This window comes from Phytopseudomonas punonensis (assembly GCF_900142655.1).
Classification (GTDB): Bacteria; Pseudomonadota; Gammaproteobacteria; order Pseudomonadales; family Pseudomonadaceae; genus Aquipseudomonas; species Aquipseudomonas punonensis.
On sequence record NZ_FRBQ01000009.1, the window covers coordinates 125,117 to 139,549 of the forward strand.

Here is a 14,433-nt window from a genome sequence, read left to right on the forward strand (position 1 = left end):
AAACTGACGATCAGTTTTTTATCTCCTGTAAATCGTTGAACAATCGTAATTCGTTTCACAGTGCCAGCGTCAAGTTCTCTCTCGCCTCGTCATCTTGTCAGATGAAACGATTCACCTGCCTCTAGTTATTTATCGGTCTGCCGATAGAATGCGTGCCGCTCAAAAATTCAGACTGGTCTAACAATAATTCTCCAGCTGCTAGAACACGGTTAAACAACGGAGAATTATTGAATGAACAGCTGGTTTTCGAACATCAGCGTCACCTTGAAACTTGCCTTGGGCTTCGGCCTCGTGCTCGCACTTACCTGCATCCTTGCGCTGACCGGCTGGAACAGCCTGGGCAGCCTTATCCAGCGCAGTAACTGGACCGCCGATATCGCTCGCCTGAACGATACGCTGACCGATCTGCGTGTTACCCGACTGCAATACATGTTGGCTAATGGCGACGAAGCCCTTGCCGAAACCGTGCAGAAGTCCCTCGATGGCTTCAAGGCCCAGCACGCCCGTGTGCTGTCGTCGTTCAAGAGCCCTGATAACGTACGCCTGCTGCAGGCACAAGGTGCACAGATCGATGCGTATCAGCTGTCGCTGAACAAGATGCGCAGCGGCTTTCGCGCGAGTAACGATGCGCGCAATGAAATGACCCGCAATGCGGTGACCGCCGGCGAGGCGATCGAGCAGATCAACACCGCAGTGATGAGCCTGCCGCCTTACGACGAAACCCGCGCCTCCCAGTTCCAGGCCATCACCAAGACCAAAGAAGATTGGCAGCTGGTGCGTTATCAGGTGCGTGGCTACACCGGCGCTCCCAATGCCGACGCCGAGCGCGTGGCCATCACACAGATTGATGCCACCATCAAGGATTTAGACTCGTTCCGCCAGGCATTCGGTGCCGAGCACCCGCAGCGGGTCACCCAGGTCACCGCCGCGCTGGACAACTACCGCAATGCGGTAATGGCCTTCAAAGCTGCTATCGAAACCATCGCTGTGGCGCGTAAGGAACTCACCGACGAAGGCTACGAAATCGTGCGCATCAGCAAGGAGCTTACCGCTATCCAAGTTGAGCGCCGTGACAGCGAAACGGCCTCGGCTCGTACGCTGCAACTGAGCACTACATTAATTGCCCTGTTGGCCGGTATCTTGGCGGCTTGGCTGATCACCCGCCAGATCACCCGTCCGCTGCAGGAAACCTTGGTGGCGGTTGAGCGTATTGCCGGTGGCGATCTTAGCCAGACATTGCAGGTCACCCGTCGCGACGAGATGGGTGTGCTGCAGCTGGGTATTCAGCGCATGGGCACCACCCTGCGTGAGCTGATCGGTGGTATCCGTGACGGCGTCACCCAGATTGCCAGCGCCGCCGAAGAGCTATCGGCCGTTACCGAGCAGACCAGCGCCGGGGTCAACAGCCAGAAGGTGGAGACCGACCAAGTCGCTACGGCGATGCATGAAATGTCTGCCACCGTTCAGGAGGTGGCGCGTAACGCCGCCGAAGCGTCCCAGGCTGCCTCCGATGCAGATCGGCAAGCCAACGAAGGTGACCGTGTGGTTGGCGAAGCTATCGCCCAGATCGAGCGCCTGGCTGCCGAAGTGACCCGTTCCACCGAAGCCATGAGTCACCTGCAGCAGGAAAGCAACAAGATCGGCAGCGTGATGGACGTGATCAAGGCAGTAGCCGAGCAGACTAATCTGCTGGCCCTCAACGCTGCCATCGAAGCTGCTCGCGCCGGCGAAGCCGGTCGTGGTTTCGCCGTGGTCGCCGACGAGGTTCGCGGCCTGGCCCAGCGCACGCAGAAGTCCACCGAGGAAATCGAAGAGCTGGTCGCCGGCCTGCAGCATGGCACCCAGCAGGTCGCCAACATCATGCACAGCAGCCGCGTGCTGACCGACAGCAGCGTTGAGCTGACCCGTAAGGCTGGTGGTTCGCTGGAAAGTATCACCCGCACCGTATCGAACATTCAGTCGATGAACCAGCAGATCGCTGCCGCCGCCGAGCAGCAGAGCGCGGTGGCCGAGGAGATCAGCCGCAGCGTGATCAACGTGCGCGACATCTCCGAGCAGACCGCTTCCGCTAGCGAGGAAACCGCCGCCTCCAGCGTCGAGCTGGCCCGCCTCGGCAGCCAGCTGCAGCAGATGGTCAGCCACTTCCGCGTCTGATCGGTAGGCTTCACTGGAAAATAAAAAGGCCGTAGCTCCTGGGAGCTATGGCCTTTTTCGTTATTGGCAGCAACGGCGATGTGGCGGTGGCTTAGAACCTGTCACGATCTTTTTAGGGGCATAAACAGGCTGCTAAAAGGCAGAAGCGGCCGTTCGCCGCGTAGGGTGGACAACGCTCTTTTTGTCCACCATTGCGATTGCAGAGCGGTGGACGGGTGAGGCGTCGTCCACCCTACGAAAGGCCGCTCTCGCCACTTTGCAGTCAAAAAATGAAGTCGAGCCGAAAGGTCGTGAAGAGTCGCTTAGTGCGTAGCAATCCAGATCAGCAAGCCCGCCTGGAACAAAGCGAACGCCACTAGGCAGGCGATGGTGAACCGCAGGCTGCCGTCGTCACGCTTGAGCTGATCGAGGCGCTCACGCTGCTTACGCAGCTGCGAGTCCTGCTCCTGCAGGTTCTGATCGGCCATTTGCAACATCTGCGCGGCATCGAGCTGTTCGATGAACTGCACCTTTTCGCCATTCCAGTCGCCATGCAGAACGCTGAGCCGGGTGGCGCTGTACTGCGCCTTTACCTGATTTTCTTGGTAGTCGACACTGAATCCTTGCGCCTTGAGGCAGTGATCGCGGCGCGCGCGGGCTTCGTCGTTGAGCGCGTCGCGACTCGGCAGCGGGCCGCTTTCCAGGGTGTAGTGTGCGCAGTGCTGTTTGGCCCACGCCGCCGCCTGAGCCAGCAGAAATCGGCCCAGACCGCGGTTCTGCGGCTCCACGCTGAGGCCGCTGTCAGGGCCAAACCGCGCTTCCTTGTTACGGTGGTCGAGCCATAGTTCCAGCACGTTCTGTTCCTTGCGCACTTTTTGCCCGGGCAACTGCAGGCTCAGGCGCAGCACGCTCTGCTCCTTGCTGTGCCGCTCGACGCGGCCGAACTGCACGAAACGCAGCGGCCGGGCGCCGGTGTGGCGGTCGACGGGCAGTGGCGACAGACGCAGCAGACGAAAATGTTCCGCGCCCAGGTTGGCCCAAGGGTGTGACGGCGCGGGCTGTTCGCTTTCCGGCGGGGCGACGGCGGTCGTTTCGCTGTCGGTCATCTGGCATTCCTCAAGAAGCCGCCCTGCAGCGGCTGGGCGGTCTGGACAGCTTCATAATCCCCGGAGGCAGCCAGTGGCAGCGGCGCAGCAGATCATGAATGGTTCTACGGGTTATCGGCCGTCTTTGACTTCTCTGCAGCCGGCAGCCCGTCGATGAAGCTCGCCAGGCGCGTAGTCAGGGCGCGGGCCAGGGGCAGGTCCGGGTTGTTGTAGGAGGCCAACTGCGCCTCCATGTCCATCGGTACGATGCGCAGTACGTGGTTCATGCCGGTGACGATCTGCAGCTCGGCCCGCGGGTTAGCGGCATGCAGCGCCTCCGCGTCCTGCACGCTGACCTGGATATCGTGATCGCCCTGCAGGATAAGCGCCGGAATTTTCACCCGTGCAAAAGCCGCAGCAGGATCTTGGCGGAACAGGGAAATCAGGTAGGGCTGCACGCTGGTGCGAAACAGCACGGTCAACTCATCCGACACCTGCGCTACTTGGCGGCCTTCATGCAGAGCTTCGAGCAGCGCCTCGGCCTCGCCACGCAGGCGCGGCGGCAGGCGGTTGCGCAGTTGCTCGCGCAGCAGTTGATCGATCGGCCGTGCACTGCCCGCTATGGACACCAGCGCGTCGGCGCCCGACTCGTTGGCCGCCAGGGTGGCGATCAGCGCGCCTTCGCTATGGCCGACCAGAATGACCTGGCTGAAGCGCTTGTCGCCGCGCAGTTGCTGCACCCAGGCCACCACGTCGGCCACGTAGCGCTCCACGCTCAGGTCACGTTCGTGAGGCGTGGCGGCAAAGCTGGCAGCGATGCCGCGCTTGTCGTAACGCACGCTGGCGATGCCTTGCTGGGCCAGTGCCTGGGCCAGTTTGCGGTGGGCGTCGTTGTGCCCGCCGCCCGGGTTGTTGCCGTTACGGTCCGTCGGCCCCGAGCCAGCCACCAGCAGCACCACTGGAACCGGCTCATTGCGCTGTGGCAATACCAGCGAGCCCTCCAGCACACCCTGGCCGGTATCCAGGCTGACCGGCTCACGCAGGATGGGGGCAGCCTGAACCAGGCCGCTGAAGAGAGAAAGGGTCAAAAGCAAGGCTCGCAGCATGATGGTGACGGGTCTGTGATGGGCTCTGTTGGACGCTGGCATTTGGCCAAAGGTTCGCGCGCGGGTGATCTCGGCGGTTGCCTGGGAGTATACTCAGCGGCTTTCTACATGGGCCTGCCTTTTCGCCGCAGGCTGCAGATCGAACGTCTCTGGAGTCTCGCGCAATGTCCGGCAATACCTTCGGCAAGCTGTTCACCGTCACCACGGCAGGCGAGAGCCATGGCCCGGCGCTGGTCGCCATCGTCGACGGCTGCCCGCCCGGCCTGGAGATTTCCCTGGACGACCTGCAGCGCGATCTGGATCGCCGCAAGCCCGGCACCAGCCGTCACACCACCCAGCGCCAGGAAGCCGATGAGGTGGAAATCCTCTCCGGGGTGTTCGAAGGCAAGACCACCGGTTGCGCCATCGGCCTGCTGATCCGCAACACCGACCAGAAGTCCAAGGATTACTCGGCGATCAAGGATCTGTTCCGCCCGGCCCATGCCGACTACACCTACCACCATAAATACGGCGTTCGCGACTACCGTGGCGGCGGCCGCAGCTCGGCGCGGGAAACCGCCATGCGCGTGGCAGCCGGCGCCATCGCCAAGAAGTACCTGGCGGGCCAGGGCATCGTCATTCGCGGCTACATGAGCCAGCTCGGCCCCATCGAGATCCCCTTCAAGACCTGGGATTCGGTGGAAGAGAACGCCTTCTTCAGTCCTGATCCTGCCAAGGTGCCGGAGCTGGAGGCGTACATGGATCAGCTGCGTCGCGACCAGGATTCGGTCGGCGCAAAGATCACCGTGGTTGCCGAAGGGGTGATGCCGGGCCTGGGTGAGCCGATCTTCGACCGCCTGGACGCCGAGCTGGCCCATGCGCTGATGAGCATCAACGCGGTCAAGGGCGTGGAAATTGGCGATGGCTTCGCCTCGGTGGCCCAGCGCGGCACTGAACATCGTGACGAGCTGACCCCGGCAGGCTTCGTGTCCAACCACGCTGGCGGCATTCTCGGCGGTATCTCCAGCGGCCAACCAATCGTCGCTCACCTGGCGCTCAAGCCGACCTCCAGCATCACCACGCCAGGGCGCTCCATCGATGTCGATGGCAACCCGGCGGACGTGATCACCAAGGGCCGTCACGATCCGTGCGTCGGCATCCGCGCCACGCCGATCGCCGAAGCGATGATGGCCATCGTGCTGATGGACCACCTGCTGCGTCATCGTGGGCAGAACGCAGACGTACGAGTGACTACGCCGATACTGCCGCAGCTGTGACCGAGCGTCCCGGCAACATGCAGGCGGTGGCATGAGCGAATTGCCCGAGGTGCTACGCAGCGTTACCGGCAAACGCCTCTCGGACGTTCGGGATGCGCTGATTCGGCAGTTCTTCGCCAGCAAGGATGTTCAGGTTTGACGCCGGCAGTCCCGTACTGGCGCCTGTCCGGTTTCTACTTGTTCTACTTCGCGCTGCTAGGCGCCACAGCGCCATTCCTGGGCCTGTATTTCGCGCACCTGGGTTTCTCGCCAGCACGCATCGGCGAGCTGGTGGCCATTCCCATGCTGATGCGCTGCATCGCGCCCAACCTGTGGGGTTGGCTGGGCGACTACAGTGGCCGGCGGCTGTTGATCGTGCGCCTCGGTGCGCTCTGTACCTTGTTCAGCCTGAGCCTGATCTTCGTCAGTCAAAGCTACGTCTGGCTGGCTCTGGTGATGGCCCTGCATGCGTTCTTCTGGCACGCGGTGCTGCCGCAGTTCGAGGTCATTACCCTGGCGCACCTGCGCGAGCAGTCTGCGCGCTATGCGCAGGTCCGCCTGTGGGGCTCGATCGGCTTCATTCTCAGCGTGGTCGGCCTCGGCAAAGCGTTCGATCTGCTCAGCCTGGATGTGTACCCTTGGGCGCTGCTGCTGATCATCACCGGCATTGCCCTGAGCAGCTTCTGGGTGCCGGATGCCCAGCCGCTGGCGTTATCGCAGTCATCCAACCAGGGCGGTTTCCTGAAGCAGCTCAAGCAGCCCGGCGTGCTGGCTTTCTATCTCTGTGTGGCGCTGATGCAGCTGTCTCACGGGCCGTACTACACCTTTCTGAGCATTCACCTCGAGCAGCTCGGTTATAGCCGTGGGCTGATCGGCATGCTCTGGGCGCTCGGCGTAGTGGCTGAAGTGCTGGTGTTCATGGCCATGGCGCGGCTGCTCAGGCATTTCAGCCTGCGCCAGGTGCTGGTCGCCAGTTTCGCCATCGCGGCGGTACGTTGGGTGCTGATGGGCTTTTTCGCTGATCACCTGAGCGTGCTGTTGTTCTCCCAGGTGCTGCATGCCGCCACCTTTGGCAGTTTTCACGCTGCGTCCATCGCCTTCGTGCAGCGCAGTTTCGGTGCCCGCCAGCAAGGGCAGGGCCAGGCGCTGTATGCCTCGCTGGCCGGCATCGGTGGCGCGTTGGGTGCTCTGTATGCCGGTTACAGCTGGAACGACCTTGGCCCGCAGTGGACATTCGCCCTGGCAGGGCTGGCTGCGCTGCTGGCAGCCATTATCATGGTTCGACGCACGGCCGAGCCGACATGACCCATCAGGTTGCCGCCAGGTAGCCACAGCCGAACAGGAATTGCCCATGAGTCGCTTGAGCGTTCATCACCAATCCAGCCCCGAGATCCCCAACAAGGTGCTGGGCCATGCTGAAGACATCACCAGTACGTTGGCTGCTGCCGGCATAGATTTCCGCATCTTGCCGCTGGAGGCCAGGGTGCAGGCCGGAGCCACCCAGGAAGAGATCCTTGCTGCTTTGGGCGATTCGCTGGCACACCTGCAGCGTGATAACCACCTGAGCCAAGTCGAGGTGATCAGTATCGATCAGCGGCGCTGGCCACAAGAGGACGACAAACCGGCCCCGGTGCCCCAAGAGCAGGTGGCCGACGGCGCGCAGTTGTATCTGTTTCTGGCCGGGCAGGGGCTGTTGAGCCTGCATGTCGAGGATTACGTGTACGCGCTGTTCGGCGAGCGTAATGCGCTGATCAGCGTGCCAGCCGGCACGCGGCACTGGTTCGATCTGGGCGAGTTCCCGCACTGCGCGGCGATTCGCCTGTCTGCCGCGAACACGGCGCAGCCGCGGCCGAGTGGCGACGCCATCGCTGCTGCCTTCCCGCGTCTGGAAGACTGAGCCGCTTCAGTCGAATAGGCTGGCCTGTGGTCTGGGCACGGCACCTTCGAGTTCCAGCAGCAATTGCTTGCGTGGCAGGCCGCCGGCAAAGCCGGTCAGGCTGCCGTCGCGGCCGATCACCCGGTGGCAGGGGATGATGATGCAGATCGGGTTGGCGCCATTGGCAGCGCCCACTGCGCGCACGGCCTTGGGCCGTTCGATACGCTGGGCCAGGGCGCTGTAGCTGTCTATCTTGCCGAACGGGATCTGCTGCAGCGCCCGCCAGACCGCTTGCTGGAACGGTGTGCCCTGCGGGTTGAGGCGCAGCTCGAAGCGCTGGCGGCGGCCCGCGAAGTAGTCGTCGAGTTGCCGGCTGGCGTCATCGAGCTGCGAGCCTGCCTCCTGCCAGCCATCCCCGATTAGCCAGGGCGTACGCTCCACGTCCATCAACAGCTGTTGCAGGCCGCTTTCGTCGCCGACCATGAATAGGCGGCCGATAGGACTTTCCTGATAGCGATAGAACATCCTCAGCCTCCTGAATAGTTGTGCCACAGGTGTGCAGCAGCATAAGCGCGCCAGGGCCGCCAGGCTTCGGCGTGCAGCTGCAGTTGCCGGGCGGTGATGCCGGTGGGGCCCCAGATCGGCGCCTTGAGCAAACCGAGGTCACTGGCGGGAAAGGCATCGGCGTCACCAAAGGCACGCAGGGCGATGTATTCGGCCGTCCACGGGCCGATGCCGGGCAGGGCGCACAGGCGCTCGATCAGTTCGCTCGCGCCCGCGCTGATATCCAGGTGCAGTGCGCCACTGGCAATCTGCGCAGCGAAATGCTGCAGGGTTTGCACGCGCTTGCCGGGCATGCCGATGCCATCGAGATTGGCAGCCGCGATGGCCTCGGGTGTCGGGAACAGACGGTCGATGCCTGCGGGTGCGTCGACCAGCGGTTCGCCGAGCCTGTCGACCAAACGTCCTGTGATGGTTACCGCGGCCTTGACCGTGACCTGCTGGCCAACGATGGCGCGCACGGCCTGCTCGAAGGCATCGAATGCAGTCGGCAGACGCAGACCGGGATTGCGCGCAAGCATTGCCGCGAGATGCTGATCGGCCGCGAAATGTGCCGCGATAAGCGCCGGGTCGACATCCAGATCGAACATGCGCCGTACCCGCTGTACGAGCACAGGCTGGCAGGCGATGGCCGAGGTGCTGTGCTCAAGCGTCAGCGCATGCTGATCGGGCAGGGCGGTGACACGAAACCAGCCGGTAACATCGCCAAGGCGAAAGTTGCGGCAGTAATCACGCTCGCCCAGGCATTCCTGCCCGGCGATGGCGCGCAGCCGGAAATGCGCGTGGAACTGTTGCCAGTCCCAGGGCGCCTGGTAAAGCAGCTGGAGGAGGTTTGTATCGGTCATGGCGTTGACGATAACGCCCCGGGGCCAGCCTTGTCAGCGTGGAAAGTGACTTTCAAACCTGGGCACGAGGGTTGTCGACAAAATTTTCACATCAGAGAGTAGAGACTGCCGCGGCGCCGCTCGCCGTGACAGGGCGGGCCTGCAGTAAACGTTTTTGCGGATGATCGAAAATGACCCCTACAGCAGTTCAGGGCACCCCTCACACAGCATCAAACCCCTTACGTAGCCAGTTGCTCTTCACCCTCTACAGCGCCCTGGCCCTGTTGTTGATGTATACGCTGCTGCGCGTCGCCTTGCTGGTCTACAACCGCGAGCTGATCGGCGATACGCCGAGCGCCACTTTCGTCGAGGCCTTCTATAACGGCTTGCGCTTCGACCTGCGCGTGGTGGTGTATGCCTGCGCGCCGCTGCTGATCGCGTTGCTCAGCACTCGCGCCATGCTCGCGCGCAGCTGGCAGCGCATCTGGTTGACCATGTTCGCCAGCATCACGCTGTTTCTCGGCCTGGCCGAGCTGGATTTCTACAAGGAATTCCACCAGCGCCTGAACAGCCTGGTGTTCCAGTACCTGCAGGAAGATCAGGCCACGGTGATGAGCATGCTCTGGAACGGTTTCCCGGTGGCGCGCTATCTGGTCGCCTGGTTCGTCATTACCGGCCTGCTGTGGTGGATATTCTCGCGTTTCGATCGAGCCAGCCGCACGAAGATGCCTGGCGATCCCCGTAGCGCCAGGCCAGTTGTGGCCTGGTACTGGCGCGTCTCGGTGTTCTTGCTATGCGTGCTGATCGCCGTCATTGCTGCCCGTGGTCATTTGCGTCAAGGCCCGCCACTGCGCTGGGGTGATGCCTATACCACCGACTCGATGTTCGCCAACCAGCTGGGCCTCAATAGCACGCTGACCCTGTTTACGGCAGCTCAGGCCACCTTTGGCGCGCACCGTGACAACACCTGGAAGTCGACCATGGCGGACGAGCAGGCCCGGCAGATCACCCGCGACATGCTGCTGACTCCGGACGACCAACTGGTCGATGCCGACAGCGCCGCCATCCGCCGCCTCTACACGCCGCCGAGCGACAAGACCCTGCCGATCCGCAACGTGGTGGTGATCTTGATGGAGAGCTTCGCCGGCCATTCGGTCGGAGCCCTCGGCGCGCCCGGCAACATCACTCCAAACTTCGACAAGCTGAGCAGGGAAGGCCTGCTGTTCGACCGCTTCTTCTCCAATGGCACTCACACCCATCAGGGCATGTTTGCCACCATGGCTTGCTTTCCCAACCTGCCGGGCTTCGAGTACCTAATGCGCACGCCCGAAGGCGCGCACAAGTTCTCCGGGCTGCCGCAGCTGCTGGGCGCCCGTGGCTACGACAACCTGTACGTCTACAACGGCAATTTCCAGTGGGACAACCAGTCCGGGTTCTTCAGCAACCAGGGCATGACCAATTTCATTGGCCGTGAAGATTTCGTCGACCCGGTATTCATGGATCCGACCTGGGGCGTGTCCGATCAGGACATGTTCGACCGCGGTGCCCTGGAGCTGAAAACCAATTACGGCCAGAAGCCGTTCTATGCGTTGCTGCAGACCCTTTCCAACCACACACCGTATGCGCTGCCGAAGGATTTGCCGGTGCAGCCGGTCATGATCAACGGCAAGGAAGATTTGCATCGCACCGCCATGCGCTATTCGGACTGGGCGCTGGGGCAGTTCTTCGAAAAGGCGCGTAAGGAGCCGTATTTCAACCAGACGTTGTTCGTGGTCGTCGGCGACCATGGGTTTGGCGGTTTCGATCAGGTGACGGAGATGGACCTGCAGCGCTTCAACGTGCCGCTATTGCTTATCGCACCCGGCATTCAGGAGAAGTTTGGCAAGATCAGCCATACGGTTGGCACCCAGATCGATATCGTGCCGACCATCATGGGCCGCCTGGGTGGTGACGTGCTCCATCAGTGCTGGGGGCGCGATCTGCTCAATCTGCCCGAGGGCGATACAGGTGTGGGTGTGATCAAACCCTCGGGCGGTGATCAGACAGTCGCCATCGTCACTGCCGACCAGATACTGGTGCAGCCCAAGGATTTCGAGCCGCGGATGTATCGCTATCAACTGGGTGCAAAACCGACGGCAACGCGCATCGAAGGTCCGGTCGACGAGACGTTGAAGAAGCGTCTGGAAGGCTTCCTGCAAACTGCTACCAAGAGCCTGCTGGATAACACGGCAGGGGTGGCGGACGGCATGCCCGATAAACCGCAGCCCTGATTCACAAATAAAAAACCGGCGCCTGGCGCCGGTTTTTTATTGGGAGATCGATTTAGCTGCAGCCTTCGACGTAGAATACCGCCGGAGGCACGCCAATGCGCCAGCGTGTCACCACGCCGTCGCGGTCAGTCTCGAACACCAGCCGTGCGTCGCTATCGATGTACGGCGTGACGATGAAGTCAGTCGCACCTTCGACATACTTATTGGGCTGCTCCTCAAAACGGCCAGGGTAGGTGGCGCGAATCTGCTGGGAGCTGCTGCCCACCTGCAGGCCGCGGGGCGCCTTGCGCTCGCGCGTGTCGATGTCGTAACGCACGAACTGGCCGTTTTCGAGCATGAACGAGGTGCCGAAGCCGTTCGCTGGGCGCGGGTCCTGGAACAGCTGGCGACAAGCCTCCGAGCCTCCACCATCACGCAGTGAGCCTTTCCAGGCCGCGCGCACGGCTGCTTCGTCGCTGCCGAAGCGGGCGCTGGCAAACCCGGTGAACGGGCTGAGATCCTCCTTCTCCTGCAGCTTTGGCGGGCTGCTCTGGGCGGCGGAGGCGGTTTTGGCGGGGGTGTTGCTGGCGTCGCTGCAGGCGCTCAGCGCCAAAATATTGGTCATCACAACAGCGGAAATTGAAAGCGTGCGGTTCGCCATGAAAATCCAACCTTCGTCTCGAATGGGAACGGCCGCACGAAAGTGCGGCCGAATCTATGAGGCATGAGACCGATTGAATCAGGGCATTTGCATGCCGGGGGATCAGTAAAAAGGCCCGCTGCGTATGCAGGCCTTTCGTCGCAGTCTCATGCTGCGTGGCGTTTGGCCACACTTTCGGGAAAAAGATCCCGGCTTTTATTCAGATACTGATCGACCAGCCATTTGCCGTGGGCAATCGAGGCCTGTTGGGCTTTGGTCAGGTCAGCGAGAAAGGCGCCGTTGAACGGCAGCGACAGGCGCCGCGTGGTTCGGCCGTCAGGCGTGATAATGCGGCAGCCGCCTGCCCAGGGCGTAGGAATGCCTGGATGCTCCATGACTTCGGCGCTGATGTGATGGTCGCGGTAGTTGCATTGCAAGGTGCTCATGGCTGATACCTCGTATGGATGGCCCGCGCAGGCAGCACGATGATGCTTGGTCGAAACATGCCGCCAGCCGAGCGTGGCTTCATCTTCGGGTATAGCACGCCACCAACCTGTGGCGTGGCAGGCCGACGAGTTGCCGAATGTAAAGATAGTTTGATGACCTGGCGCGTGCGGCGGTCTATTCTCTGAGAGCGTGCTGCTTGAGTCGGGCACGCTTCTTCATACCAGTTCATGCTGGTGCCACAGTTGCTCGTACCAGGGCTCCGGCCCAAGAGTCATCACGGTGCGCCGTGTGTTGCATGTTGAGTCAGATAGCCGCTCGCGCGGCGTATCAATTTCCTCGTCCGATGGAGATCAACTATGAGCACGATTCTGCACGAAGATGTTGGTAGCGGCATTTTGCGTCGAATGAAGGAAGGCGGATTCGATTTCGCCAGCGTTCACCCCATCGAGTTCTATGCGATTTTCCCCGATCAGGCGTGTGCCTTGAAGGCCACGCACAACTTTCGCGGTGAAAGCCTGCACGCACTGGTTACCGAGCGTGATGAAGGTGACTGGTACCTGCAGGTCAGCAAGGTCATGCACGTCACGCCAGCCGGCATTGGCGATTTCTCGCAGGACATGGAGTCGGTGGTGATTCCCCTTGGCGGTGAACTCGACGGCTGGGGTGTTACCCAGCAACTGAGCCGTGCCAGCCGCCAGGATTAGCCACAACCTTCGCTACAGTCCTTTCTCCCAAAGCACCACCAGATCCCGAGGAGCCTGCTCCTCGGGAACGTTCAAGACCATCTCCTGCGTACGCAGTGCGCATGTCTGCAACTCGATGCGGTAGAAGCGCTGATCCCCTTGCCCGGCTTGATCACTGGCTATCGGCAGGCAGGCTTCGAGTAGCGAGCAGACCTGGCCACGCTGCTGCGGATCACAGCGGGCGAAATCAATTTCGCGCGGCCGGCTGAGCGCCGCAATCGCTGCAAAGCCGCCCTGGCGGGATATGCGAACCAGTGCCTCATCACTCAACGGCGGTAGTTTGTTCATGGCTGAACATCCTCTATTCCCACGTCACTCCAGGCCTTTGTAACCGCATCGACCTCGGGCGAGCCCTGGCCGAAGCGCTGTGCGGCGCGATCCACACACAGGCGGGCAAAGTCGACGAACTCGGCGTCATTGGCCAGGCGTTCATCGCACAAGGTGTCATACCAGATAAGCCCGGCTTTCTCCCAGGCGTTGCCTCCCAAGGCCACTGCGGCCAGATAGAAGGCACGATTGGGAATGCCCGAATTGATGTGCACGCCGCCGTTGTCCTCGCGGGTCTGAACGAAGTCGCGCATGTGGCCTGGCTGCGGATCCTTGCCCAGTAGCGGATCGTCATAGGCGCTGCCGGGCTCGGACATCGAGCGCAGGCCTTTGCCGTTGACGTACTCGCTCAACAGACCGGCACCTATGATCCAGTCCGCCTGGGCGGCAGACTGCTGCAATGCGTATTGCTTGGTGAGAATGCCGAAAACATCGGATAACGACTCGTTCAGCGCGCCGGCCTGGTTGGCATAAACCAGTGCAGCCTCACTGTCGATGACACCATGGGTCAGCTCGTGGGCGACTACGTCCAGGGCGATGGTGAAGCGATTGAAGATTTCGCCATCACCGTCGCCGAAGACCATCTGTTCGCCATTCCAGAAGGCGTTCTCATAGCGCTGGCCGTAATGCACGGTGCCGATCAGCGCGATGCCGTTACCGTCGATGGAATGGCGGCCGAGCACCTCCCAGAAAAACCGGTAGGTCGCGCCGAGTGTCTCATAGGCTTCGTCGACAGCTTCATCACCGGAAGCCGCCTGGCCCTCGGCGCGTACCAATTTCCCTGGCAGCTGGGTCTGCTCCTCGGCGTCATGAATGCTGCGCTCAGGTTGCCCAGCGTCCATAACCTGACGAGCTTGCAGAGTGCTGAGGCGAGGCTTGTCGTGGTTGCGCCGCAGCGAGCTGACATGCTGCAGGGTATTGCGCGCGCAGTCGCGCTGACGATCCGAGCCGTGGCCGATGATGCGATCCAAAATGTAGGGCGGTATCAGGCTATTCATCGTGCGTTCCTTATTCGAGGATACATGTCGGCCAGGGCAATGCCTGACCTCCTACAAGTGGGAACGCAACGCGCCGGCAAGGTTGCTGCCGTATCGACATTTCTGGAGAAAGGAGGCTGACAGAAAAGTGCAATGCTTTGCCGCCTCGTTTGTCTGAGCTTTATCGGGCATGCCGCTCTGCAAGTTGCATTGCAATGCCAGCAGATCGC

14 protein-coding genes are annotated in these 14,433 nt (G+C 61.7%); 6 read left to right on the top strand and 8 right to left on the bottom strand.

The window, feature by feature from the left end; genetic code table 11:
* Positions 1-231 precede the first annotated feature (231 nt).
* A complete protein-coding gene (locus BUC40_RS18930) occupies positions 232-2,154 on the top strand; it encodes a HAMP domain-containing methyl-accepting chemotaxis protein (protein WP_073267754.1) in 1,923 nt (640 codons plus the stop codon).
* A 302-nt stretch (positions 2,155-2,456) separates the two neighbouring features.
* Here BUC40_RS18930 and BUC40_RS18935 read toward each other — a convergent pair whose 3' ends face one another.
* Complete coding sequence (locus tag BUC40_RS18935; RefSeq protein WP_073267756.1) at positions 2,457-3,239, bottom strand: hypothetical protein; 783 nt, start codon at positions 3,237-3,239, stop codon at positions 2,457-2,459.
* A gap of 104 nt (positions 3,240-3,343) precedes the next feature.
* The gene (locus BUC40_RS18940; RefSeq protein ID WP_208605787.1) at positions 3,344-4,324 is read right to left on the bottom strand and encodes an alpha/beta hydrolase family protein; all 981 of its coding nucleotides are present in this window, start codon (positions 4,322-4,324) and stop codon (positions 3,344-3,346) included.
* 164 nt (positions 4,325-4,488) lie between these two features.
* Here BUC40_RS18940 and aroC point away from each other — a divergent pair, with 164 nt between their 5' ends.
* The 3 genes from aroC (at position 4,489) to BUC40_RS18955 (ending at position 7,456) form a co-directional block, all read left to right on the top strand.
* Complete coding sequence (aroC, locus tag BUC40_RS18945; RefSeq protein WP_073267758.1) at positions 4,489-5,580, top strand: chorismate synthase; 1,092 nt, start codon at positions 4,489-4,491, stop codon at positions 5,578-5,580.
* A 135-nt stretch (positions 5,581-5,715) separates the two neighbouring features.
* Positions 5,716-6,864: an MFS transporter gene (locus tag BUC40_RS18950; RefSeq protein WP_073267760.1), complete on the top strand. Its 1,149-nt coding sequence runs from the start codon at positions 5,716-5,718 to the stop codon at positions 6,862-6,864.
* A gap of 46 nt (positions 6,865-6,910) precedes the next feature.
* Positions 6,911-7,456 (top strand): hypothetical protein, encoded by a 546-nt coding sequence (locus tag BUC40_RS18955; protein ID WP_073267762.1) that lies wholly within the window; start codon positions 6,911-6,913, stop codon positions 7,454-7,456.
* A 6-nt stretch (positions 7,457-7,462) separates the two neighbouring features.
* Here the strand turns inward: BUC40_RS18955 and BUC40_RS18960 are convergent, their stop codons facing one another.
* Together BUC40_RS18960 and BUC40_RS18965 are read right to left on the bottom strand one after the other, a co-directional pair.
* Entirely contained in the window at positions 7,463-7,960 is a 498-nt protein-coding gene (locus BUC40_RS18960) for a methylated-DNA--[protein]-cysteine S-methyltransferase (protein ID WP_073267764.1), read from the bottom strand.
* A gap of 2 nt (positions 7,961-7,962) precedes the next feature.
* Positions 7,963-8,841 (bottom strand): DNA-3-methyladenine glycosylase family protein, encoded by an 879-nt coding sequence (locus tag BUC40_RS18965; protein ID WP_073267765.1) that lies wholly within the window; start codon positions 8,839-8,841, stop codon positions 7,963-7,965.
* A gap of 170 nt (positions 8,842-9,011) precedes the next feature.
* Here BUC40_RS18965 and BUC40_RS18970 point away from each other — a divergent pair, with 170 nt between their 5' ends.
* Positions 9,012-11,090: an LTA synthase family protein gene (locus BUC40_RS18970; protein WP_073267767.1), complete on the top strand. Its 2,079-nt coding sequence runs from the start codon at positions 9,012-9,014 to the stop codon at positions 11,088-11,090.
* 52 nt (positions 11,091-11,142) lie between these two features.
* On the opposite strand, the gene BUC40_RS18975 is transcribed toward BUC40_RS18970, so the two are convergent.
* Positions 11,143-11,694, bottom strand: a complete 552-nt coding sequence (locus tag BUC40_RS18975) for a hypothetical protein (protein ID WP_083593628.1) — start codon at positions 11,692-11,694, stop codon at positions 11,143-11,145.
* 182 nt (positions 11,695-11,876) lie between these two features.
* Entirely contained in the window at positions 11,877-12,155 is a 279-nt protein-coding gene (locus BUC40_RS18980) for a hypothetical protein (RefSeq protein ID WP_073267770.1), read from the bottom strand.
* A 357-nt stretch (positions 12,156-12,512) separates the two neighbouring features.
* On the opposite strand from BUC40_RS18980, the gene BUC40_RS18985 reads away from it, so the two are divergent.
* Complete coding sequence (locus BUC40_RS18985; RefSeq protein WP_073267772.1) at positions 12,513-12,860, top strand: ribonuclease E inhibitor RraB; 348 nt, start codon at positions 12,513-12,515, stop codon at positions 12,858-12,860.
* Positions 12,861-12,872: 12 nt separating this feature from the next.
* Here BUC40_RS18985 and BUC40_RS18990 read toward each other — a convergent pair whose 3' ends face one another.
* Together BUC40_RS18990 and BUC40_RS18995 are read right to left on the bottom strand one after the other, a co-directional pair.
* Complete coding sequence (locus tag BUC40_RS18990) at positions 12,873-13,187, bottom strand: protealysin inhibitor emfourin (protein WP_073267774.1); 315 nt, start codon at positions 13,185-13,187, stop codon at positions 12,873-12,875.
* On the bottom strand, positions 13,184-14,224 hold the full coding sequence (locus BUC40_RS18995) for a M4 family metallopeptidase (RefSeq protein WP_073267776.1): 1,041 nt from the start codon (positions 14,222-14,224) through the stop codon (positions 13,184-13,186). The genes BUC40_RS18990 and BUC40_RS18995 overlap by 4 nt, the downstream gene beginning before the upstream one ends.
* Positions 14,225-14,433: the final 209 nt, after the last annotated feature.

Excerpts from the sequence above, each read along its gene's own strand:
- BUC40_RS18930 (WP_073267754.1), top strand. The coding sequence starts at position 232 with ATGAACAGCTGGTTTTCGAACATCAGCGTCACCTTGAAACTTGCCTTG.
- BUC40_RS18935 (WP_073267756.1), bottom strand. The coding sequence starts at position 3,239 with ATGACCGACAGCGAAACGACCGCCGTCGCCCCGCCGGAAAGCGAACAG.
- BUC40_RS18940 (WP_208605787.1), bottom strand. The coding sequence starts at position 4,324 with ATGCTGCGAGCCTTGCTTTTGACCCTTTCTCTCTTCAGCGGCCTGGTT.
- aroC (WP_073267758.1), top strand. The coding sequence starts at position 4,489 with ATGTCCGGCAATACCTTCGGCAAGCTGTTCACCGTCACCACGGCAGGC.
- BUC40_RS18955 (WP_073267762.1), top strand. The coding sequence starts at position 6,911 with ATGAGTCGCTTGAGCGTTCATCACCAATCCAGCCCCGAGATCCCCAAC.
- BUC40_RS18960 (WP_073267764.1), bottom strand. The coding sequence starts at position 7,960 with ATGTTCTATCGCTATCAGGAAAGTCCTATCGGCCGCCTATTCATGGTC.
- BUC40_RS18965 (WP_073267765.1), bottom strand. The coding sequence starts at position 8,841 with ATGACCGATACAAACCTCCTCCAGCTGCTTTACCAGGCGCCCTGGGAC.
- BUC40_RS18970 (WP_073267767.1), top strand. The coding sequence starts at position 9,012 with ATGACCCCTACAGCAGTTCAGGGCACCCCTCACACAGCATCAAACCCC.
- BUC40_RS18975 (WP_083593628.1), bottom strand. The coding sequence starts at position 11,694 with ATGACCAATATTTTGGCGCTGAGCGCCTGCAGCGACGCCAGCAACACC.
- BUC40_RS18980 (WP_073267770.1), bottom strand. The coding sequence starts at position 12,155 with ATGAGCACCTTGCAATGCAACTACCGCGACCATCACATCAGCGCCGAA.
- BUC40_RS18985 (WP_073267772.1), top strand. The coding sequence starts at position 12,513 with ATGAGCACGATTCTGCACGAAGATGTTGGTAGCGGCATTTTGCGTCGA.
- BUC40_RS18990 (WP_073267774.1), bottom strand. The coding sequence starts at position 13,187 with ATGAACAAACTACCGCCGTTGAGTGATGAGGCACTGGTTCGCATATCC.
- BUC40_RS18995 (WP_073267776.1), bottom strand. The coding sequence starts at position 14,224 with ATGAATAGCCTGATACCGCCCTACATTTTGGATCGCATCATCGGCCAC.